We start from the raw sequence: 21885 nt of genomic DNA on the forward strand, positions 1-21885 counted from the left end.
CGGGAGGCTCGTCGCGAGTGCGGTGTGAGCCTGGTGTAAAGAAGGAACCCCTGACCTGCCTGTATCAAGGGCCCCAAAACGGCTGGGCTCGTCGCGGCTGCGGTGTGAGCCCGGTGTAAAGAGGGGAATCCCCGGCCTGCCTGTACCAAGGTCCCCGAAACCGGGTCGGTGATCTGAATCACTTGAAAGGGTTATTGCAGAGGGCGTGCCAGGTTTTAACAAGTTGAAACAGAAACCCACGTATAAACGTCGAAAGCCCCGTAATCCGGGGCTTTCGTGTTTTTTCGATAGGGATTCGATTGTGAACGTTGGCGGGACTCGGAATCGGTCGCCGTGCGCGATTGCGGTTCACGGTGCATCCAGTCGGTGCACGCCGGGCAAAAAAAGATCGCAGCCTCCGGCACCTGTAGGAGCTGCCGAAGGCTGCGATCTTTTCACTGACGACTAAATACCGAAGCCGAACTTAACCTTCATCCCCCTCATCATCATCCCCGCCATCCACCTTCATCCCCAACTCCTTGATCTTGCGTGTCAGGGTATTACGCCCCCAACCCAGCAAAACGGCGGCATCGCGGCGGCGACCGGCGGTATGTTTGAGGGCGGTCTCGATCATGATCCGCTCGAAGGCCGGCACGGCGCTGTCGAGCAGGCTCGATTGACCGCGGGCCAACGCCTGGTCGGCCCATTGGCGCAGGGCTTGCTCCCAGTTGGTGACCGGTGCCGAATCCTGCGGCAGGCTCAGCAACTCCGGCGGCAGGTCGCCGATGTGCACTTCGCGACCCGAAGCCATGACCGTGATCCAGCGACAGGTGTTCTCCAGTTGGCGCACGTTGCCGGGCCACGGCAGGTTCTTCAGGTATTCCTCGGTTTCGCTTTTCAGCAGCTTGGGCTCGACTGCCAGCTCCTGGGCTGCGCGGCTGAGGAAGTGCTTGGCCAGGGTCGGGATGTCTTCGCGACGATCCGACAGGCGCGGGATATGAATGCGGATCACGTTGAGGCGATGGAACAAGTCCTCGCGGAATTTCCCGGCATGCACCAGGGTTTCCAGGTTTTGGTGAGTCGCGGCGATGATGCGCACATCGACCTTCACCGGCACATGGCCGCCGACGCGGTAGAACTCGCCATCGGCCAGCACCCGCAGCAGGCGGGTCTGGGTGTCGGCGGGCATGTCGCCGATTTCATCGAGGAACAGCGTGCCGCCGTCCGCCTGTTCGAAACGCCCGCGACGCAGGTTGGCCGCGCCGGTGAACGCGCCTTTCTCGTGGCCGAACAGTTCGGATTCCATCAGGTCCTTGGGGATCGCCGCCATGTTCAGCGCGATGAAAGGCGAAGCGGCGCGCGGGCTGTGACGGTGCAGGGCGTGGGCCACCAGCTCCTTACCGGTACCAGATTCGCCATTGATCAGCACGGTGATGTTGGAGTGGCTCAGGCGGCCGATGGCGCGAAACACCTCCTGCATCGCCGGCGCCTCGCCGATGATTTCCGGGGTGCGGGTCAGTGTCGGGGCGACTTCCAGGCCTTGCTGCTCCTGGGCGTGCTGGTTGGCGCGCTTGACCAGGGAAACCGCTTCATCGACATCGAACGGCTTGGGCAGGTATTCGAAGGCGCCGCCCTGATAGGACGCGACAGCGCTGTCCAGATCGGAGTGAGCGGTCATGATGATGACCGGCAGCCGTGGATGCTGCTCGCGAATCCGCGCCAGAAGGTCCAGGCCGCTGGCGCCGGGCATGCGGATGTCGGAAATGATCACGTCCGGTTGCTGGCGCGCCAGGCGGCTCATCACACCATCGGCGCTGTCGAAGCTCTGCGTGGTCATGCCCTCCTGTTGCAAGGCTTTTTCCAGGACCCAACGGATAGAACGGTCGTCATCGACGATCCACACGGTTTCACTACGGCTCATGTCGATGTGGCTCCTTGTTCCAGTGGCAGAAAGATCGAGAAAGTGGTGTGGCCGGGGTGGCTGTCACATTCGATCAGGCCCTGGTGCTGGCTGATGATGTTCTGGGTAATGGCCAGGCCGAGCCCGGTACCGTCCGGGCGTCCGCTGACCATGGGAAAGAAGATGGTTTCCTGAAGTTCCGCAGGGATGCCCGGACCGTTGTCGATGATCTCGATCTTGGTTACCAGGCGATGGCGCACATGGCCGATGGTGAACTGGCGCATGGTACGGCTGCGCAGGCTGATTCGGCCCAGGCGCAGCTCGTTCTGGCTGCTGATGGCCTGCATCGCGTTACGCACGATGTTCAGTACGGCCTGAATCATCTGTTCGCGGTCGATCAATACGTCGGGAATGCTTGGGTCGTAGTCGCGCACCAGCGTGATGCAACCCTGGCTTTCGGCTTCCACCAGTTGGCAGACGCGCTCCAGCACTTCGTGGACATTGCACAGGGCCAGTGACGGCAGCTTGTTGGAGCCGAGCATGCGATCGACCAGGTTACGCAGCCGGTCGGCTTCTTCGATGATGACGTTGGTGTAGTCGCGCAGGCTTTCTTCCGGCAGTTCCCGGGCCAGCAATTGCGCCGCGCCACGAATCCCGCCCAAGGGGTTCTTGATTTCATGGGCGAGCCCGCGCACCAGCATCTTGCTGGTCTCCTGCTTGGAAAGCTGTGCTTCTTCCTTGGTGATCCGCAGCAAGCGGTCACGCGGGTGGACTTCAAGCAGCAGCATCGTGTCGCCGTTGCTCAGAATCGGCGTTACCGCGTAGTCGACGGTCAGGGTCTGGCCGGTCAGGGCGGTGAGCATGGCTTCGCGCTTGGTGAACGGGTGGGCCTGTTCGACAGCCTGGCGCAAGGAGTTCAGCGCTTCAGTCGATTCGGTAAACAGTTCACTGATGAACTGCCCATGGCTGCGCTGGCCGCTGATGGCCAGCAGCATCTCCGCCGCCGGGTTCATGTACTCGAGGCGCAGTTCGGCATCGAGCAGAATGGTGGCGGTGGTGAGGTTGTCGAGTAGCAAACGGTGGAGTGCGTCGCTAATGGTCATCGGGACCTCTTTTGGGGCGGAGCATGCGCAAGAAACAAGCGTTGATACGGGGAAAATGCAAAAACCAAACCAAGGCTCCGAAAAGAAGCGCCAAAGGCCTGAAACGGGCGTATGACGCTCGCTTGCATGGCGTTCTGCCGGCGTTCACGGGTAATTTCGAACCAAAATGGGTTGGAATGTGAGTACGGTGCAAGCGGTTGCACCAATATAGTGCGCAAACCTGAATGAGGTTAAAAAATTCGCAGGAAAGGATTTTTTTCTTCGGCGGGTTTGTCGCCGGGCGGGCATTCCGGCCGTTGGCCGTAGTCATCGAAGGTGCAGGGTTTGATCTTGCGCTTCTGGGCGAGAGACGTGCGCTGCATATGGAAGGGTTGGCTGGCGGTGCGTTCGATGATGCGCCCCTGCTCATTGAGGATTTCCACGGACAGGGTATGGCTGCCGCGATCGATGTTGCTCAACGGGAACACCGGGCTCAGGCCGGGTTCAGCGGTGGGCTGGCCGTCGAGCAGTAAACGGTAGCGGTGACCGGGTTGCAGGGTGGGTTCGTTGGTGGCACTGACGATGATTTCACCGACGTTGCTGCGGATGGTCGCGTCGGGTTCCGGAACCAGGATGCGCAACAGGTCATAGTGGAACGGCGCTTGTACTTCGGGACTGTCTTCTGCATTTGACGGTGCTGCACGGGTTGGGCTAGCGGCCATTCGATTGCTATTTACCTGCGGTATACGCGTGGCGTTGCCGGGTTCGGGCTGGTCGGTGAAAACCCGATTGCCTTGGGGGTCAATATAAGTAAAGACCTGCGCCGACGTGGGCAGCGCAATGAAGCAGGCGATCAGTAGCCAGGCCTTCAAGGCATGTGCACTCGTTGCACGCTGAAGGTTGTGGTGAGGCTCTGCTGCACAACGTTTTCGCCATCGATCACTTGCACGGCGAGGCGATGCTCACCGCGATCGATGTTCACCAGTTGCAGGATCGGCACATTGACTGGCTGACCGTAGGGCTGGCCGTCCAGCAGCAGGCGCATCAGGTGGGGGGCTTGCAGGCGCGGCTTGATCAGTACGTTTATCGTGAAGGTGCCATTGTTGGCGCGCAGAGCTTCGGTATTGGGCAGGCCGGTCAGCTCCAGCACTTCATAGGGCTTTTGGGGTTGCTCATTCGCGGCGGCTTCAGCAACAGGCGCGGCTTCACCGGGAGGCTGACGCTCAATGCTGTTGAGGGGTGGCAAGTCGACCGGTTGGGCGCTGGTGCCGTCAGGCGGTTGATTGCTGTACGCAGTGGCGCCGTTGGCGTCTGTGTATTTGTAGATCTGCGCCATGGCGGGCAGGGCGATCAGCAGCAGGATGAACAGAAAACCACGACCCATGGAATCGACCGGAAGCGAAAGCGTTGGGTTGCAGCATAGGTCAGGCAGGGCGGTTAACCCAAGTTGCTAAACATCCGGGCAATAAAAAGGCCTCCCGAAGGAGGCCTCTTTTTGTCACGCCGCGTGCTGCAGCGCTACCGGATCAGCAGCTGTAGTACAGCTCGTATTCCAGTGGGTGTACGAAGGTACGTACTTTGATTTCTTCTTCGCTTTTCAGAGCAATGTAAGCGTCGATGAAGTCGTCGCTGAAAACGCCGCCTTTGGTCAGGAACGCACGACCTTTGTCCAGCTCTTCCAGGGCTTCTTTCAGGCTGCCGCAAACTTGTGGAATCTCTTTCGCCTCTTCAGGCGGCAGGTCGTACAGGTTTTTGTCAGCAGCGTCGCCAGGGTGGATCTTGTTCTGGATGCCATCCAGGCCAGCCATCAACAGTGCGGCGAAGCACAGGTACGGGTTGGCAGCCGGATCCGGGAAGCGTGCTTCGATACGGCGAGCTTTAGGGCTCGACACGTAAGGAATGCGGATCGAAGCGGAACGGTTGCGAGCCGAGTAGGCCAGCATCACTGGTGCTTCGAAGCCTGGAACCAGACGCTTGTAGGAGTTGGTCGCCGGGTTGGTGAAGCCGTTCAGGGCCTTACCGTGCTTGATGATGCCGCCGATGAAGTACAGAGCGGTGTCCGACAGGCCGGCATAGCCTTCGCCTGCGAAGGTGTTCTTGCCATCTTTCCAGATGGACATGTGCACGTGCATGCCCGAGCCGTTGTCGCCGTACAGAGGCTTAGGCATGAAGGTCGCGGTGCGGCCGTAGGCATCGGCAACGTTGTGCACGACGTACTTCAGGGTTTGGGTTTCGTCGGCTTTCTTCACCAGAGTGTTGAACTTGACGCCGATTTCGTTCTGGCCGGCAGTTGCCACTTCGTGGTGGTGAACTTCGACGGTCAGGCCCATTTCTTCCAGTGCGTTGCACATGGAGGTACGGATTTCGTGGTCGTGGTCGAACGGTGGAACCGGGAAGTAGCCGCCTTTGACGCCTGGACGGTGGCCCTTGTTGCCGCCTTCGATGTCCTGGTCGGACATCCAGGAACCTTGTTCGGAGTAGATCTTGAACATGGAACCGGAAATGTCGGACTTGAACTTCACCTGGTCAAAGATGAAGAACTCTGGCTCTGGACCTGCGAATACGGTGTCACCGATACCGGTGGCTTTCAGGTGCTCTTCGGCGCGCTTGGCGATCGCACGTGGGTCGCGGTCGTAGCCTTGCATGCTCGAAGGCTCGATGATGTCGCAGACCAGGATCAGGGTCGGTTCTTCGGTGAACGGATCGAGAACTGCGGTGGAGTCGTCCGGCATCAGGATCATGTCGGAGGCTTCGATGCCTTTCCAGCCAGCGATGGAGGAACCGTCGAACATTTTGCCGACTTCGAAGAAGTCGTCATCCAGCGCATCGCGAGCCGGCATGGTCACGTGGTGCTGAGTGCCTTTGGTGTCCGTGAAGCGCAGATCAATCCATTTGACGTCATGATCTTTGATGAGTTGAACCGACTTCGACATAGTGTCCTCCGGGTGGCTTCGGGCTAGTAGTGGATGCCCTTAAATGTGGGTGATGCCGGCGCGAATACTCTGCCAAGGCAACCTGCCTCACAAGGGAGCAAATTGCATGCCAGTGCCCCAGCATGGGTTTTTTGCCCCAAAAACACGCTTATCAGCCATTAATGCGCTTTAAAGGCGAAAATACCGCCCCGTAATGTGGCGTCAAAATGAATAAATGACCCGTTTTGGTGCGCGCAAAACCTTCTGCACATTAACTGGTTAAACCTTGAGCAATTTCCGCTATAATCCGCGCCCCCCTTTTTCGGCAGGCCCTGCGCGCGCTGTTTCCATGAAATTAATCGTAAAAGTCTTCCCCGAGATCACCATCAAGAGCCGCCCGGTACGGATGCGTTTCATCCGCCAATTGGCCAAGAACATCCGTGCCGTGCTCCGCGATCTGGACCCGGCCGTGGTGGTGAACGGTGTGTGGGACAACCTCGAGCTGGAAACCCGCGTCAGCGACCCCAGGGCCCTGAAGGAGATGGGCGAGCGCCTGAGCTGCATGCCGGGCGTCGCGCACTTCCTGCAGATCGACGAGTACCCGCTGGGTGATTTCGACGACATCGTTGAAAAGTGCAAGCAGCACTACGGTGATGCACTGGCCGGCAAGATCTTCTCGGTGCGCTGCAAGCGAGCCGGCAAGCACCCGTTCAGCTCGATCGATATCGAGAAATATGTCGGCAGCCAGTTGCGCCGTCAGTGCGGTGCCGCCGGGATCGACCTGAAAAAGCCTGAAATCGAAGTCCGCATCGAAGTTCGCGACCAACGGTTGTTCGTGATCCACAGCCAGCACAACGGCATCGGCGGATATCCGCTGGGCGCCCTGGAGCAGACTCTGGTGCTGATGTCCGGCGGCTTCGACTCCACCGTGGCGGCCTACCAGATCATGCGCCGCGGCCTGATGGCGCATTTCTGCTTCTTCAACCTGGGCGGACGTGCCCACGAACTGGGCGTCATGGAAGTCGCGCATTTCATCTGGAAGAAGTACGGCAGCTCCCAACGCGTGCTATTTGTCAGTGTGCCATTCGAGGAAGTGCTGGGCGAAATTCTCGGCAAAGTCGATAACAGTCATATGGGCGTAGTATTGAAGCGTATGATGTTGCGCGCTTCCTCCCGGATTGCCGATCGACTGCACATCGAGGCCCTCGTCACCGGTGAGGCGATCTCCCAGGTGTCGAGCCAGACGCTGCCAAACCTGTCAGTGATCGATTGCGTGACCGACAAACTGGTCTTGCGTCCACTGATCGTCGCGCACAAGCAGGACATCATCGACACGGCCAACGAGATCGGCACCGCCGATTTCGCCCGGCACATGCCGGAGTACTGCGGGGTCATTTCGGTCAATCCGAAGACCGCCGCCAAGCGCTACCGTGTCGAGCACGAAGAGAAAGAATTCGATATGGCGGTGCTCGAGCGTGCGCTCGAAAACGCCAAGCTGGTGCCGATCGATCGCGTGATCGACGAATTGGGCCAGGACTTGCAGATTGAAGAAGTCAGCGAAGCGCTGGCCGGTCAGATCGTCATCGACATCCGTCACCCGGATGCCGCTGAAGACGACCCGCTGGAACTTGCTGGCATCGAGGTACAAACGATGCCGTTTTATGCAGTGAACGCTCGTTTCAAGGAACTGGACCCTACTCGCCAGTACCTGCTGTATTGCGACAAAGGCGTGATGAGTCGCCTGCATGCCCACCATTTGCTCAGTGAGGGGCATGCCAATGTGCGCGTTTATCGACCGAGCTAAGTGCCCGGGGCTGTTTGCCTGTGGCCTGCGTCACCGGCCCCCCGACGCCACCGTCAAGCTGTAACGGCTTTCACGGACGCTACTGTTAATCGCTGCCAAGACTTGTCAGCACACCGAATCCTCTGATCGAGATACACAAGTGATCGAAAATCTACGCAACATCGCCATCATTGCCCACGTTGACCATGGTAAAACCACCCTGGTAGACAAACTCCTGCGTCAATCCGGCACCCTGGAGCGCAACGAGCTCAACGACGAGCGCGTGATGGACTCCAACGACCAGGAAAAAGAGCGCGGTATTACCATTCTGGCGAAAAACACCGCCATCAACTGGAACGGTTACCACATCAACATCGTGGACACCCCGGGCCACGCCGACTTCGGCGGCGAAGTTGAACGCGTAATGTCGATGGTCGACTCCGTTCTGCTGCTGGTTGACGCTCAAGACGGCCCTATGCCGCAAACCCGTTTCGTGACCAAGAAGGCTTTCGAAGCCGGCCTGCGTCCAATCGTGTGCATCAACAAGGTTGACCGTCCAGGCGCGCGTCCGGACTGGGTTCTGGACCAGATCTTCGACCTGTTCGACAACCTGGGCGCCACCGAAGAACAGCTGGACTTCAAAGTCGTCTACGCCTCGGCCCTGAACGGTATTGCCGGTCTGGACCACACCGAAATGGCTGAAGACATGACCCCGCTGTACCAGTCGATCGTCGACAACGTACCGGCGCCGAAAGTCGACCGTGACGGTCCGTTCCAGATGCAGATCTCCGCACTGGACTACAACAGCTTCCTGGGTGTTATCGGCGTTGGCCGTATCGCTCGCGGTCGCGTCAAGCCGAACACCCCGGTTGTGGCTATCGGCGCCGACGGCAAGAAGCGTAACGGTCGTATCCTGAAGCTGATGGGTCACCACGGTCTGCACCGTGTAGACGTTGAAGAAGCTGCTGCAGGCGACATCGTATGCATCAGCGGTATGGACTCGCTGTTCATCTCCGACACCCTGTGCCACCCGGACACCGTTGAAGCGATGAAGCCGTTGACCGTCGACGAGCCAACCGTTTCCATGACCTTCCAGGTAAACGACTCGCCATTCTGCGGTAAAGAAGGCAAGTTCGTGACTTCCCGTAACATCAAGGAACGTCTGGACAAAGAGCTGCTGTACAACGTTGCACTGCGCGTTGAAGAAGGCGACTCGGCTGACAAGTTCAAGGTTTCCGGCCGTGGCGAACTGCACCTCTCGGTACTGATCGAAACCATGCGTCGCGAAGGCTTCGAGATGGCTGTAGGCCGTCCGGAAGTGATCATCCGTCTGGTTGACGGCGTGAAGCACGAACCGTTCGAAAACGTCACCATCGACCTGCCGGAAGAATCCCAGGGCAAGGTGATGGAAGAGATGGGCCTGCGTAAGGGCGACCTGACCAACATGGTGCCGGATGGCAAGGGCCGTGTACGTCTGGAATACAACATCCCTGCTCGTGGTCTGATCGGTTTCCGTAACCAGTTCCTGACCCTGACCAACGGCGCTGGCATCCTGACCTCGATCTTCGACCGTTACGACGTGATGAAGTCCGGCGACATGTCCGGCCGTCAGAACGGCGTTCTGGTTTCGGTTGAAACCGGCAAGGCACTGACCTACTCCCTGGAAACCCTGCAGGCGCGTGGCAAGCTGTTCGTTGAACACGGTCAGGAAATCTACAACGGTCAGATCGTTGGTCTGAACAGCCGTGACAACGACCTGGGCGTCAACCCTACCAAGGGCAAGAAGCTCGACAACATGCGTGCTTCGGGTAAAGACGAAACCATCGCTCTGGTTCCACCTGTTCGCTTCACCCTGGAACAGGCTCTGGAATTCATCCAGGACGACGAGCTGTGTGAAGTGACGCCTAAGTCCATCCGTCTTCGCAAGAAGATCCTGGACGAAAGCGAGCGTACCCGCGCTGCCAAGAAAGCCAAGGCATAAGATTTAGCCCCGGCTGAACGAAAACGCCCCCGGTCGAAAGGCCGGGGGCGTTTTTGTTTGTCTGGGGTTTGTGTGGTGATTGTGCCGGCCTCATCGCGAGCAGGCTCGCTCCCACAGTGTTCGAGGTGAACCACAAATTGTGTGAACACCACAGAACCCCTGTGGGAGCGAGCCTGCTCGCGAAGGCGGCCGATCAGCCACCGAAAATCTCAGGAAATATCAGAACCGCTCGATACTGCGCGAATTCCGCTCGCGCTCCACTTCCTTCGGCTTGTACGCGCAATACCCCGGCCGCGGGCCGATTTTCGGGTGGTTGCGGCAAGTATCCGGGCGCTTATCATAAATAGTGCACAGACGGCTCTTACGATCCAGATACAGGCAATCGTTGTTGCTCATGCGCTGGAGGGTAAAGATTCCCGACTTCTGGTTGAAACGCTCGACCAGACCTTCCTTTTGCAGGCGTTTGGCGATGTTCTTCGGCGGATCGCCCAGCTCGAACTCGTCGACCACGCCGATGCGGATCAGGTCCTTGATCTTGACCTCGACGGGCAGGGTGCAGCAGCTGGACATGCACGAGCCGCACATCGGGGCAGAGTACTTGGCCCAGGTATCGAGGCGGTCGATCTCTGCGGCAGCGATCAGGTTCGGCTTCATCATCGTTTGTTACCAGCGTGTGCATCAGGGCGCGCGATCATACCGGGACTGGTGGATTTTTGAACAACCTTTCGCCAGATTTTTTCACTGCCGGCCAATAAACCGCTAATCCGGCACGGCCCCTGCATTGAATCAGGTACTCGACAATGTATTGCCGACCCGATTCGCACTTACAGGAAAAACTGCCGAACCAGAGCCTGTACCGCCTGTCAGACCGTCTAGGCTCAGACAACTCCAAGCTCGCTCGAGGTCCTATCGATGACTCAAGAACCACTTGTTCGCGAAGCAGAGGTGGCCGCATTCCGCGACGCCGTCTTGACCAAGCTCACTTATGCAGTGGGTAAAGATCCGGATCACGCCTTCGACCATGACTGGTTCGAAGCCATTGCCCTGGCCGCGCGGGATCACATGGTCGAGCACTGGATGGACCACACGAGGCAGATCTACCGCAAAGGCCAGAAGCGCGTTTATTACCTTTCCCTCGAATTCCTCATCGGCCGGCTGCTGTTCGACAGCCTGAGCAACCTCGGCCTGCTCGACGTGGCGCGCGAAGCCCTGACCGAACTCGGCGTCGACCTTGAGCGCATCCGTCTGCTGGAGCCCGATGCGGCCTTGGGCAACGGCGGCCTCGGGCGTCTGGCGGCGTGTTTCCTGGAAAGCATGTCGACCCTCGGCATCGCCGGTCATGGCTATGGCATCCGCTATGAGCACGGGTTGTTCCGCCAGGCGATTGTCGATGGCTGGCAGCAGGAGCAGACCGAACACTGGCTGGATTTCGGCAACCCGTGGGAGTTCGAGCGGCCGGAAGTGGTCTACACCATCGGTTTCGGCGGCAGTGTCGAGACCTTGACCGACGACACCGGCAAATCCCGGCAAGTCTGGTCCCCGGCGGAAACCGTGCGGGCGATTGCCTACGACACGCCGGTGGTCGGCTGGCGCGGGGCGAGCGTCAACACGTTGCGACTGTGGCGCGCCCGGGCCATGGAAGATCTGCACCTGGAGCGTTTCAACGCCGGTGACCACCTGGGCGCCGTGGCCGAAGTGGCCCGGGCCGAAAGCATCTCCCGGGTGCTGTACCCGGCGGACAGCACCGAGGCCGGCCAGGAGTTGCGCCTGCGCCAGGAGTATTTCTTCGTTGCCGCCTCGTTGCAGGATCTGCTGCGCCGCCATCGCAACATGCACACTTCGGTGCTGACCCTGGGCGATCACGCTTCGATCCAGCTCAACGACACTCACCCCTCGATCGCCGTGGCTGAACTGATGCGGCAACTGGTCGACGTCTATGACGTGGCATGGGATGCAGCGTGGCAGGTCACCGTCGATACGCTGTCCTACACCAACCACACCTTGCTGCCCGAAGCGCTGGAAACTTGGCCGGTCGGCTTGATGGAGCGCATGTTGCCGCGGCACATGCAGATCATTTACCTGATCAACGCCCACCACATCGACTCCCTGCGGGCCAAAGGCATCCACGACTTCGACGTGCTGCGCGCGGTGTCGCTGATCGAGGAAGACAATGGACGCCGGGTGCGCATGGGCAACCTGGCGTTTCTCGGCTCCCACAGCGTCAACGGCGTGTCCGGTTTGCACACGCAACTGATGCGCAAGACGGTGTTCTCCGAACTGCACAAGCTGTACCCGGAGCGAATCAACAACAAGACCAATGGCATTACCTTCCGCCGCTGGCTGTACCAGGCCAACCCCGAGCTGACCTCGATGCTGGTCGATGCCCTGGGCCCCGAGGTGCTGGACAACCCGGAAGAGCGTTTGCTCGCCCTCGAGCCATTTGCCGAGAAAAGCGCGTTCCGCAAGGCGTTCGCCGAGCAACGCCTGCACAGCAAGAAAGCCCTGGCGTACCTGATTCATGAGCGGTTGGGCGTGGCGGTCAACCCGGCGGCGATGTTCGACGTGCAGGTCAAGCGCATCCATGAGTACAAACGCCAATTGCTCAACCTGATGCACACCGTGGCGTTGTACCAGGCGATCCGCGCCGAACCTGAAATCGACTGGGTACCACGGGTGAAAATCTTCGCCGGCAAGGCAGCCGCGAGTTATCACCAGGCCAAACTGATCATCAAGCTGACCAACGACATCGCCCGGGTGGTGAACAACGACCCCACCGTGCGCGGCTTGCTCAAAGTGGTGTTCCTGCCCAACTACAACGTCAGCCTGGCGGAGAGCATCATTCCGGCGGCGGATTTGTCCGAGCAGATTTCCACCGCCGGTTTCGAAGCGTCAGGCACCAGCAACATGAAGTTCGGCCTGAACGGCGCGCTGACCATCGGCACCCTGGACGGGGCCAACGTGGAAATGTGCGACCGCATCGGTGCCGAGCACATGTTCATCTTCGGCCTCAGCGCGCAGCAGGTGGAGGCGCGCAAGCAGAACCATGAGTTCAGTGCCGTACCGGACATCGCCGCGTCCCATCGCCTGAACGATGTGCTGCAAGCGATTCGTGGCGGGGTGTTCTCGCCGGATGATCCGTCGCGTTACACCGGGTTGATCGATTCGCTGGTGGATTACGATCGCTTCCTGGTCTGCGCCGACTTCGATTCCTACTGGCACGCGCAGATGCGTGTCGAAGCCCATTGGCACGACTCGAAGGAATGGTGGCGTTCAGCGGTGTTGAACACGGCGCGGATGGGCTGGTTCTCGTCGGACCGGACCATTCGCGAGTACGCCACGGAAATCTGGAAGGCGCTGGAGTAAGTCTTCAGGCAGGTGGATATACTGGCGCGCCGGAAAAGATCGCAGCCTTCGGCAGTTCCTACACCCATCCTGTAGGAGCTGCCGAAGGCTGCGATCTTTATGGATACGGCTGAGCTAATCTTTCCGGATTGGCCAATGCGCTTAGGGATATCGACCATGCAATGGATGTTCATGCTGATAGGGCTGGTGCTCGGCTGGATACTCGACGAGTCATTCAGCGATGCGCTGCTGGGCGCATTACTCGGATTGGGTATCGGCCAGGCCCTTCGCTTGGCGCGCATGGACTCGCAGGCCGTCGAGCAGCGGCGTTTGCTGGAGCAGGCGCAGGCAGCCCTGCAGGCGGTCGAGCAACGGCTGACGCTGCTCGAAGCATCGGGCGTCAAGGTGCCGGAAACCCGCGAACCGCTTGTCTCACCTGAAACCTTCCTTGATGAAGCCCCTGCCGCAGCCACGGAATTGATCTGGGAACTGCCGCCCGAACTCGAGCCGATCCAGGCAGCGGCCAGCGAAATCAGGCGTCCGGCCGCCGATGCCTGGAAGCCAGAACCGACCGCTCGCGAAGCACAATCGCCTGGCTCCCCGCGTGGCCCTAATCTCATCGATCGTGCCATCAGTCGCGCCCGCGCCTGGTTGTTCGGCGGCAATACCGTGTTGCGCGTCGGCGTGGTGCTGCTGTTCCTCGGCCTGGCCTTTCTGCTGCGCTATGCCACTGAAGGCGTGGTGGTGCCGGTTGAGTTGCGCTACGCAGGCGTGGCTGCCACAGCACTGGGGCTGCTCGGGCTGGGTTGGTGGTTGAGGGCCCGCAACAGCAGTTACGCGTTGATCCTGCAGGGTGCCGGGATCGCCGTGATGTACCTGACGGTGTTTGCCGCGATGCGCCTGCATCCGTTGCTCGATCCCTCGGCGGGGTTTGGCTTGCTGGTGGCGGTGACGGTCTGTTCGGCGATTCTCGCCATTGCCCAGGATTCCCTGGGGCTGGCCGCCGCGGCCGCACTGGGCGGATTCGCCGCGCCCCTCCTGGCCTCCACCGGCGCCGGCAGCCATGTCGCACTGTTCAGCTACTTTACCCTGCTCAACGCCGGCATCTTCGCCATCGCCTGGTTCAAGGCCTGGCGTCTGTTGAATGTCATCGGCTTCACCGGCACCTTCGGCATCGGATTCGCCTGGGGCCTGCGCTCCTACTCGCCGGAGCTGTTGTGGAGCACCGAGCCGTTTCTGATCTTGTTTTTCCTGATGTACCTGGCCATTGGTCTGCTGTTCGCCCGGCGCAGATTGATGGAAATGGGCGATACACCCGCAGACGACAGTCGCGAAGCACTGCTGCGCTGGTCGGCGCGCAAGGGTGACTACGTCGACGGCACGCTGCTGTTCGGCCCGCCACTGGCGGGTTTCGGCTTGCAGTTCGCGCTGGTGCAGCATCTGGAATTCGCTGCTGCATTCAGTGCCTTGGCAATGGGCATGATTTACATGGGGCTTGCCCGTTGGCTGATGGTCGGGCGCACGCTGTTGTTGGGGGAAACCTGCCTGGCCCTGGGCGTGATCTTCGCCAGCCTGGCGATACCGCTGGGGCTCGATGCGCGCTGGACGACGGCCGCATGGGCGGTGGAAGGCGCGGGGATCTTCTGGCTCGGTCTGCGCCAACAAAGGCCACTGGGCCGGGCCTTTGCCTTGCTGCTGCAATTGGGGGCGGCGCTGGCGTTTCTCAGCGAGCTGCACGACAGTGAAAGCAGCCTGCTCGGCGGCGTACCGCTAGGTGCGCTGTTACTGGGCGTCGCGTTGCTGTTCAGCTTCTACCAATTGCGTAAAGCCTTGCCGCAGCAGATCAGGCCATGGGAGCTCAATGGTCTGCCGGTATTGGCTTGTCTCGGGCTGGCGTTTCTCTATTTGCTGGCACCCTTGTTTTTCTTCAGCCACGGCACGGTGATCAGTTGGGCCTTGGCCGGGGCGCTCACGCTGTTTGTTGGTTTGTACCTGCAATCGCGCACGTTCGTATTCACCGCGCTCGCTGTGCAATTGTTGGGTGGCGCGCTGTTCCTGACGGCAGGGCCGCAGTTCAGTGACGGTCTGCAGCCCCTGGCCCATGGCGGGTTCTGGGCGCCGCTGGTGCTGGGGCTGGCCGCGATGGTCGGGGCCTGGCGTTTGCAGATCGGCCATTCGTTCACCGCGTTCGCAGGGCTGAGTCTGTTGCGATTGTCCCAGGCGTTGCTGGTGTGGGGTGCAGGCTGGTGGGCGCTGGCCTGGGTTATCGAAGTGCTGCATTTTGCGCCGCAGTCGATGCAGGCGACTTTGTTGTTGGGCATCGCTGCCGTGAGTGTTGCGCTGTGGACGGTATTGGCGCTCCGCCTGAAATGGCCGTCACTGGGGGGACTCGGCACGGTGTTGATTCCCGCTGCGGCGTTGGTGCTGCTCGCGGCCTGGCACTCGCGTTATCACCCGGCGGCCAACTTCGGCTGGCTGGCGTGGGCCGCCGTGTTCGTCGTGCATTTCATCTCCCTGCGACGCCTGGCGCCCATGCTGCCAGCGCCCGTACTGAGCGTCGCCCATGTGCTCGGTTGCTGGCTGTTGATGGGCGTGCTGGCGCTGGAACTGCGTTACGCCTTGCTGGTGTTGTCCGAGCAATACAACGCCTGGCGCTGGTTGGGCTGGGCGATTCTGCCAAGCCTGTATCTGGTGTTGATGGCAGCGCCTCGCGCATGGCCTTGGCCGGTGTCGGCCTATCCTCGGGAATACCGCGTGTACGCCGCTGCGCCGCTGGCCTTGCTGATGCTCGGCTGGTTCTGGCTGGCAAATATCGCCAGTGAGGGCAACGCCGAGCCACTGCCTTACGTGCCATTGATCAACCCGCTGGAGTTGGGCCTGTTGTTTGCGTTGTTCGGCGTCTATGTCTGGTCGCGCAGCGCCATGCCCCAACTGGCTGTCCGCAAGGATTACGCCGCCATCGCCACGCAAGGGGTCGCAGGTGCCTCGTTGTTCGCGTTCTTTACGGTGTTGGTGATGCGCACGGCGCACCATTGGAGCGCGGTGCCGTTCGAGCTGGATCTGTTGCTGGAGTCGATGCGGGTACAAGCCGGCCTTTCCATTGTCTGGACCTTGATGGCCCTGAGCCTGATGATCGGCGGCCATTTGCGTCGCCGTCGCGAAGTCTGGCTGATCGGTGCGGCCTTGATTGGCGTGGTCGTGGCCAAGCTGTTTTTTATCGAATTGAGCAATCGCGGCGGGCTGGCGCGGATCGTGTCGTTTATTGGTGTTGGCGTGTTGTTGCTGGTGGTGGGTTATTTCGCTCCGCTACCGCCCAAACGTGCCGAAGCCGTGCCGGATAGCGGGAAACCGGTCCCGGAATCACAAGGAGTGTCGTCTTGAGTCAGAAGCTGAACCTGGGTTGGCTGGGCATTGTTGCCATGGGTGTGGTGTTGTCGGCAGTTGCCCAGGAAAAACCGGCGGACTTCACCACCCAAGTGCCTTTGTCGGTAACGGGCGAAGGACCTTGGTATCGCCTTGAACTGCCCCTGAGCGTACAACTGAATGCACGGCAGGCTGACCTGAGCGATGTGCGTGTATTCAACGTCGTGGGTGAAGTCCAGGCTTATGCCTTGGCCCGGGAGGCGGCGCGGAGCAATGAAACGCGTACCTTGACCGAGGTGAAATGGTTTCCGCTGTACAACTCGGTGGACGCCACTGAAACGGCGCCGAGTGTGCGGGTGCAATCGAGCACCAACGGCACCTTGGTCGAGGTGCAGCCCTCCAGTCAGTTGGAGGCGGGTGAGGAGGAGTTGCGCGGTTGGTTGCTGGACGCGTCCGCTATCAAGGCGCCATTGCAGCAATTGATTCTCGACTGGACCAGCGAACGCGACGGCTTCCAGCGTTTCACCGTCGAAGCCAGCGATGATCTGCAGCATTGGCAGTCCTGGGGCGAAGGGCAGGTAGCGCGCCTGACCTTTTCCGACGAGCGGGTCGAACAGCATGAGGTCAACCTGCCGGGCCAGTCGGCGCGTTACCTGCGGTTGCTGTGGATCACCCCGCATTCGGCGCCGACACTGACTTCGGCGCAACTGCAAAGCGCCAGTACCCGCAGCCTGCCGCTGCCGTTGGTCTGGTCCCAGGCATTGGCCGGCAGCACCGAGAAGGCGGGTGAATACACCTGGCAGTTGCCGATGGGGCTGAATGTCGAGCGGGTGCAGGTCGAGTTGAGCCAGCCCAACAGCCTGGCGCCAGTGAGCCTGGCCGGCCGGCGCGACAGCAGCCTGCCATGGCAGCCGTTGGGCAGCGGTTTGCTCTATCGCCTGACGCAGAATGGTCAGGACGTGGTGCAAAACCAATTGCAGTTGTCTGGGCAAATCGTCCAGCAATTGAAACTGACCGTGGACGAACGCGGCGGCGGCCTGGGTGATCAGGCGCCGACGCTGAAGTTTGCCATGCGCGCCACGCAACTGGTGTTTCTGGCACGTGGACCGGGGCCTTACACGCTGGTGGTGGGGAATGCCGCGGCGAAGGCGGCGAACTTGCCGCTGTCGACGCTGATTCCGGATTACAGCCCGCAGAAGCTGGCGACCCTGGGTCGGGCCCTGGTGGATGTCGGGGCGGTGGCGACGCAGCCGTCGGCTGGCGCCACGTCTGCGCCGGTCGACAGCCACTGGAAGAAATTCGGGTTGTGGGCGGTGTTGCTGCTCTGTGTGGTGTTTCTGGCGGCGATGGCTTTCAGTTTGCTGCGCAAGCCTTCTGTCAAATCCTGACCGTGGGTGCTGCGCACCCAATCGCGAGCAAGCTCGCTCCCACAGGTATTGCGCTGTTCCTGTGGGAGCGGGCTTGCTCGCGATAGCGGTATATCAGTCAATAAAAATGCTGAGATGAGCGCTACTTTCCGGCTCACACCCCGCCCATTTCCATCTACGCTCAACCCCGCGCATGAACTCTCTTCGGCGGATCACGTCTGATAGGAGGAAATGCGCCCCGACTCGCGTTAAACTGCGCGGGTTTTTAGCCCCCCATTCCACCGGAGCCTTCCATGTCCCGCGTTACCTTGAGTCGCTATTTGATTGAGCAGACCCGCAGCAACAACACTCCTGCCGATCTGCGCTTCCTGATCGAAGTGGTGGCGCGTGCCTGCAAGGAGATCAACCACGCCGTGTCCAAAGGCGCCCTGGGTGGTGTACTGGGCAGCATGGGCACTGAAAACGTCCAGGGCGAAGTGCAGAAGAAGCTCGACGTGATCTCCAACGAAATCCTGCTCGAAGCCAACGAATGGGGCGGTCACCTGGCCGGCATGGCGTCCGAAGAAATGGACAACGCCTACCAGATCCCGGGCAAATACCCGAAAGGCGCGTACCTGCTGGTATTCGACCCGCTGGACGGTTCGTCGAACATCGACATCAACGCCCCTGTCGGCACTATCTTCTCGGTACTGCGTTGCCCGAACGAGTACCTGAGCCAGAACGAGCCTTTGAATGAAAAGGCCTTCCTGCAGCCAGGCACCCAGCAAGTGGCCGCCGGTTACGCGATCTACGGTCCACAGACCATGCTGATCCTGACCCTGGGCGACGGCGTGAAAGGCTTCACCCTGGACCGTGAAATGGGCAGTTTCGTACTGACCCACGAGAACATCACCATTCCCGAAAGTACCCAGGAATTTGCCATCAACGCGTCCAACCAGCGTCACTGGGAAGCACCGGTACAGCGCTACGTCAGCGAATTGCTGGCCGGCGATGAAGGCCCGCTGAAAAAGAACTACAACATGCGTTGGGTCGCCGCGATGGTAGCCGACGTGCACCGCATCCTGACCCGCGGCGGTCTGTTCATGTACCCACGTGACAGCCGCGAGCCGTCCAAACCGGGCAAGCTGCGCCTGATGTACGAAGCCAACCCGATGTCGTTCCTGGTGGAGCAGGCGGGCGGCGCGTCCACCGACGGCCATCAGCGCATCCTCGACATCCAGCCCGAAGGCCTGCACCAGCGTGTGGCGGTGTTCCTCGGTTCGAAAGAAGAAGTGGCCCGCGTCACGGCTTACCACAAGGAATAAACCATGACCGCGCCCTGGCAGCCGTTGCTTGATTGGTGGTTCGGAAGCTCCGGATCGGCGAGCGAAGTGGCGGCGCAGAAGGGCAAGTTATGGTTCGGCAAGCGCGACAGCCAGGACCTCGAAGCGCGTGAGCGTTTCGGGGACTGGGTCGAGCAGGCACTGGCCGGCGGATTGACCGAGTGGATGCAACGTCCCGAAGGTTGGCTGGCCCTGGTGCTGTTGCTCGATCAACTCCCGCGAATGATCTTTCGCGATTCTCCCAAGGCTTTTTCCGGTGACATCAGGGCTCAGGCACTGGTGGCGCAAGGCATTGCCGCGGATTTCGACCGGCAGTTGCAGCCGATTCAGCGGGTGTTCATCTACCTGGTGTTCGAGCACAGCGAGAACCTGGCGGTGCAGAACGAAGGCGTCTCGCGCTATATCAATCTGATTTCACAGTTGCCGGAAGAGGGTCGGGCATTGTTTGCCGACTATCTGGATTTCGCCGAAAGGCATCAGAAAGTGATTGCGCAATTCGGTCGGTTTCCGCACAGGAATGCGGTGTTGGGGCGCGAGAGTACGGCTGAGGAACTGGCGTTTCTGTCGAAGCCTGGGTCGAGGTTCTAGATCTTCATGGCGGCTGATGTCGCCTTCGCGGGCAAGCCCGCTCCCACAGTTGATTTGGTTGGACACAAAACTTGTGACCGCCGTAGATCCCTGTGGGAGCGGGCTTGCCCGCGAAGGGGCCGGTGAGTGCGCCTTAGATCCTGAAGCTTCCGACTAGCTGCTTCAACCGCGCCGCCTGCTGCTCAAGATCGGCACACGCACGCAAGGTCGCCTGCAGGTTCTCCACGCCTTCCTGGTTCAGCGTGTTGATTTCGGTGATGTCGACGTTGATCGACTCCACCACGGCCGTCTGTTCTTCAGTGGCGGTGGCGACCGACTGGTTCATGCCATCGATCTCACCAATGCGCTGGGTCACGCTGCCCAGGCGTTCGCCGGCCTGGTTGGCGATGCCGACGCTGCTTTCGCTCTGGCGCTGGCTGTCGGTCATGATGCCCACCGCTGCGCGGGCGCCGACTTGCAGCTCTTCGATCATCGTCTGCACTTGCTGCGCTGAGTCCTGGGTGCGGTGAGCGAGGTTGCGTACCTCATCGGCCACCACGGCAAAACCGCGACCGGCCTCACCGGCGCGGGCCGCTTCGATGGCGGCATTGAGCGCCAGCAAGTTGGTCTGCTGGGAGATGCTGGTGATCACTTCCAGGATCTGCCCGATGTTGACCGTGTTGCTGTTGAGGGTTTCGATGTTGCCGCACGAGTCGCTGATCTTCGCCGACAACTGCTGCATCGCCGCGATGGTTTTATCCACCACCTGCTGGCCGTCTTCGGCCAGGCTGCGGGCGTCGCTGGAGTGCTGCGAGGCGAGGGCGGCGTTCTGCGCGATTTCCTGCGCGGCGGCGCCGAGCTGGTTGATCGCCGCGGCCACGCTGCTGGTGCGCGAGGCTTGCTGGTCGGAGTTGTACATCGACGAGTTCGACGCGGCCACTACACGTAGCGCTACTTCGTTGACCTGCCCGGTGGCCGAGGCCACTTCGATGATCGAGGTGTGAATGCGTTCGACGAAGCGGTTGAACGACAGCCCCAGCGCGCCGAATTCGTCGTGACCGTGAATAGTCAGGCGTTTGGTCAGGTCACCTTCGCCTTCGGCGATGTCGTGCATGGCGCGGCCCATGGCCAGCAGCGGCTGCATCAGCAGGCTGATCAGCATGCCCAGCAGGGCGATGATGATCACTACGGCGATCACCATGGCGATGATCGCCGAGGTGCGGAATTCGCTGAGCATCGAGAACGCCGTTTCCTGGTCGAGCACCAGTGCCACGTACCAGTCCGCCGATGGCACGCCGTTGACGTGGATGAAGGAGATGAACTGGCGTTTGCCGTCGATCTCGACTTCTTTCAGGCCTGGGCTGACTTTCGGCGTGTCGCTCGGATAGGCCTCGGCCAGGCTCTTGAGCACTAGCTTGCTGTCCGGGTGAATCAGGATCTTGCCGTCGGCGCCGACGATGAACGCATGACCGTGGCCACCGAAGTTCAGCGAGTTGATGATCGCGCTGACGCTGGACAGATCGATGTCGGCGCCGGCGACGCCGATCATCTGGCCCTGGTGTTGCACCGGAGTGGCCACGGTGATCACCAGCTTGCCGGAGGACGCAGCGATATACGGTTCGGTGACGATGGTCTGTTGTGCACTATTGGCCGCTTTGTACCAGCCACGGGCACGTGGGTCGTAGTCCGCCGAGCGGTTGCCGGCCGGGACCGAGAACATCACGCCGTCGGCGCCACCGAAGTAGCTCAGCTGGAAGTTGCCGGTGTAGGCGGGCAGGTCGATGATCCGTTTCAGACCGGCGGGGGCATTGCCATCGGCGCTGACCTGTTGGGCCATCGATTGCAGCAACTGCATGCGGCTTTCCAGCCAGGTCTGGATGTTGCTGGTAGTCAGGCTGCCGAGTTCCTGCATCGAGGCTTCGGTACTGTTGCGCAGGGTTTCGCGCTGGCGATAGTCGTTGAACAGGATGAAACAAGCGAATGCGACGGCCACCACGAGGGCGGCAGCCAGCAAGATCTTGTGGCTGAACTTCATGTTTCTGGTCATGGGATGAGCTACCGCAGAGGGGCTGTTCTACAAAATGGGGGAGCAAATGCCACCGACGTGGCATTGCATTGCATCTATGTCGACTGAACGGCGCCAAAGATTAGGCGGATTATTCTGAAAAACGACGAAATGCTTGGTGAACGAGGAAAGTGGTTGATTTTCGGCAAAAGGCAGACGAGTGGCCCGATAAATAGCCTGCCGGGCAGGGAACCAGACAGGGGTTTTCTCTTCTAAGCTTCA

The 21885-nt window shown here is 60.4% G+C and carries 14 protein-coding genes and 1 pseudogene; 7 read left to right on the plus strand and 8 right to left on the minus strand.

The features are described 5' to 3' along the window. Nucleotides 1-463 precede the first annotated feature (463 nt). From ntrC to glnA, 5 genes are all read right to left on the minus strand, one after another. The gene (gene ntrC, locus KW846_RS24885) at nucleotides 464-1900 is read right to left on the minus strand and encodes a nitrogen regulation protein NR(I) (protein ID WP_056852210.1); all 1437 of its coding nucleotides are present in this window, start codon (nucleotides 1898-1900) and stop codon (nucleotides 464-466) included. Further along, entirely contained in the window at nucleotides 1897-2982 is a 1086-nt protein-coding gene (glnL, locus tag KW846_RS24890; RefSeq protein WP_007970636.1) for a nitrogen regulation protein NR(II), read from the minus strand. The genes ntrC and glnL overlap by 4 nt, the downstream gene beginning before the upstream one ends. A 230-nt stretch (nucleotides 2983-3212) precedes the next feature. After that, nucleotides 3213-3833 carry a DUF4124 domain-containing protein gene (locus KW846_RS24895; RefSeq protein WP_218485882.1) on the minus strand — a complete coding sequence of 207 codons (621 nt, stop codon included), beginning with the start codon at nucleotides 3831-3833 and terminating at the stop codon, nucleotides 3213-3215. Next, entirely contained in the window at nucleotides 3830-4345 is a 516-nt protein-coding gene (locus KW846_RS24900) for a DUF4124 domain-containing protein (RefSeq protein ID WP_218485883.1), read from the minus strand. The genes KW846_RS24895 and KW846_RS24900 overlap by 4 nt, the downstream gene beginning before the upstream one ends. Nucleotides 4346-4487: 142 nt before the next feature. Next, nucleotides 4488-5894 (minus strand): glutamate--ammonia ligase, encoded by a 1407-nt coding sequence (gene glnA / locus KW846_RS24905; protein ID WP_007970634.1) that lies wholly within the window; start codon nucleotides 5892-5894, stop codon nucleotides 4488-4490. A gap of 328 nt (nucleotides 5895-6222) precedes the next feature. Between glnA and thiI the strand changes: the two genes are divergently transcribed. Further along, nucleotides 6223-7677 carry a tRNA uracil 4-sulfurtransferase ThiI gene (gene thiI, locus KW846_RS24910; RefSeq protein WP_007970633.1) on the plus strand — a complete coding sequence of 485 codons (1455 nt, stop codon included), beginning with the start codon at nucleotides 6223-6225 and terminating at the stop codon, nucleotides 7675-7677. A gap of 139 nt (nucleotides 7678-7816) precedes the next feature. Further along, nucleotides 7817-9637: a translational GTPase TypA gene (gene typA, locus KW846_RS24915; RefSeq protein ID WP_007970631.1), complete on the plus strand. Its 1821-nt coding sequence runs from the start codon at nucleotides 7817-7819 to the stop codon at nucleotides 9635-9637. A gap of 219 nt (nucleotides 9638-9856) precedes the next feature. Here typA and KW846_RS24920 read toward each other — a convergent pair whose 3' ends face one another. Then, the gene (locus KW846_RS24920; RefSeq protein WP_007970630.1) at nucleotides 9857-10294 is read right to left on the minus strand and encodes a YkgJ family cysteine cluster protein; all 438 of its coding nucleotides are present in this window, start codon (nucleotides 10292-10294) and stop codon (nucleotides 9857-9859) included. Between the two features lie 255 nt (nucleotides 10295-10549). On the opposite strand from KW846_RS24920, the gene KW846_RS24925 reads away from it, so the two are divergent. From KW846_RS24925 to KW846_RS24945, 5 genes are all read left to right on the plus strand, one after another. Continuing rightward, the gene (locus tag KW846_RS24925; protein ID WP_102702598.1) at nucleotides 10550-13000 is read left to right on the plus strand and encodes a glycogen/starch/alpha-glucan phosphorylase; all 2451 of its coding nucleotides are present in this window, start codon (nucleotides 10550-10552) and stop codon (nucleotides 12998-13000) included. 156 nt (nucleotides 13001-13156) lie between these two features. Continuing rightward, nucleotides 13157-16360 (plus strand): DUF2339 domain-containing protein, encoded by a 3204-nt coding sequence (locus KW846_RS24930; RefSeq protein WP_218485884.1) that lies wholly within the window; start codon nucleotides 13157-13159, stop codon nucleotides 16358-16360. Beyond that, entirely contained in the window at nucleotides 16357-17730 is a 1374-nt protein-coding gene (locus tag KW846_RS24935; protein WP_218485885.1) for a DUF3999 domain-containing protein, read from the plus strand. Before KW846_RS24930 ends, KW846_RS24935 begins: the two co-directional genes overlap by 4 nt. 272 nt (nucleotides 17731-18002) lie before the next feature. Beyond that, nucleotides 18003-19013 carry a class 1 fructose-bisphosphatase gene (locus tag KW846_RS24940; protein ID WP_034148565.1) on the plus strand — a complete coding sequence of 337 codons (1011 nt, stop codon included), beginning with the start codon at nucleotides 18003-18005 and terminating at the stop codon, nucleotides 19011-19013. A gap of 3 nt (nucleotides 19014-19016) precedes the next feature. After that, nucleotides 19017-19619 carry a DUF924 family protein gene (locus tag KW846_RS24945; RefSeq protein ID WP_218485886.1) on the plus strand — a complete coding sequence of 201 codons (603 nt, stop codon included), beginning with the start codon at nucleotides 19017-19019 and terminating at the stop codon, nucleotides 19617-19619. Between the two features lie 133 nt (nucleotides 19620-19752). Here the strand turns inward: KW846_RS24945 and KW846_RS30570 are convergent, their stop codons facing one another. Together KW846_RS30570 and KW846_RS30575 are read right to left on the minus strand one after the other, a co-directional pair. Next, the gene (locus KW846_RS30570; protein WP_371317842.1) at nucleotides 19753-20517 is read right to left on the minus strand and encodes a methyl-accepting chemotaxis protein; all 765 of its coding nucleotides are present in this window, start codon (nucleotides 20515-20517) and stop codon (nucleotides 19753-19755) included. Between the two features lie 93 nt (nucleotides 20518-20610). Next, nucleotides 20611-21645, minus strand: a pseudogene (locus tag KW846_RS30575) (cache domain-containing protein); the annotation flags it as partial. Between the last annotated feature and the right edge of the window lie 240 nt (nucleotides 21646-21885).

Source organism: Pseudomonas sp. PDM32 (assembly GCF_019219225.1).
GTDB classification, from domain to species: domain Bacteria; phylum Pseudomonadota; class Gammaproteobacteria; order Pseudomonadales; family Pseudomonadaceae; genus Aquipseudomonas; species Aquipseudomonas laurylsulfatiphila.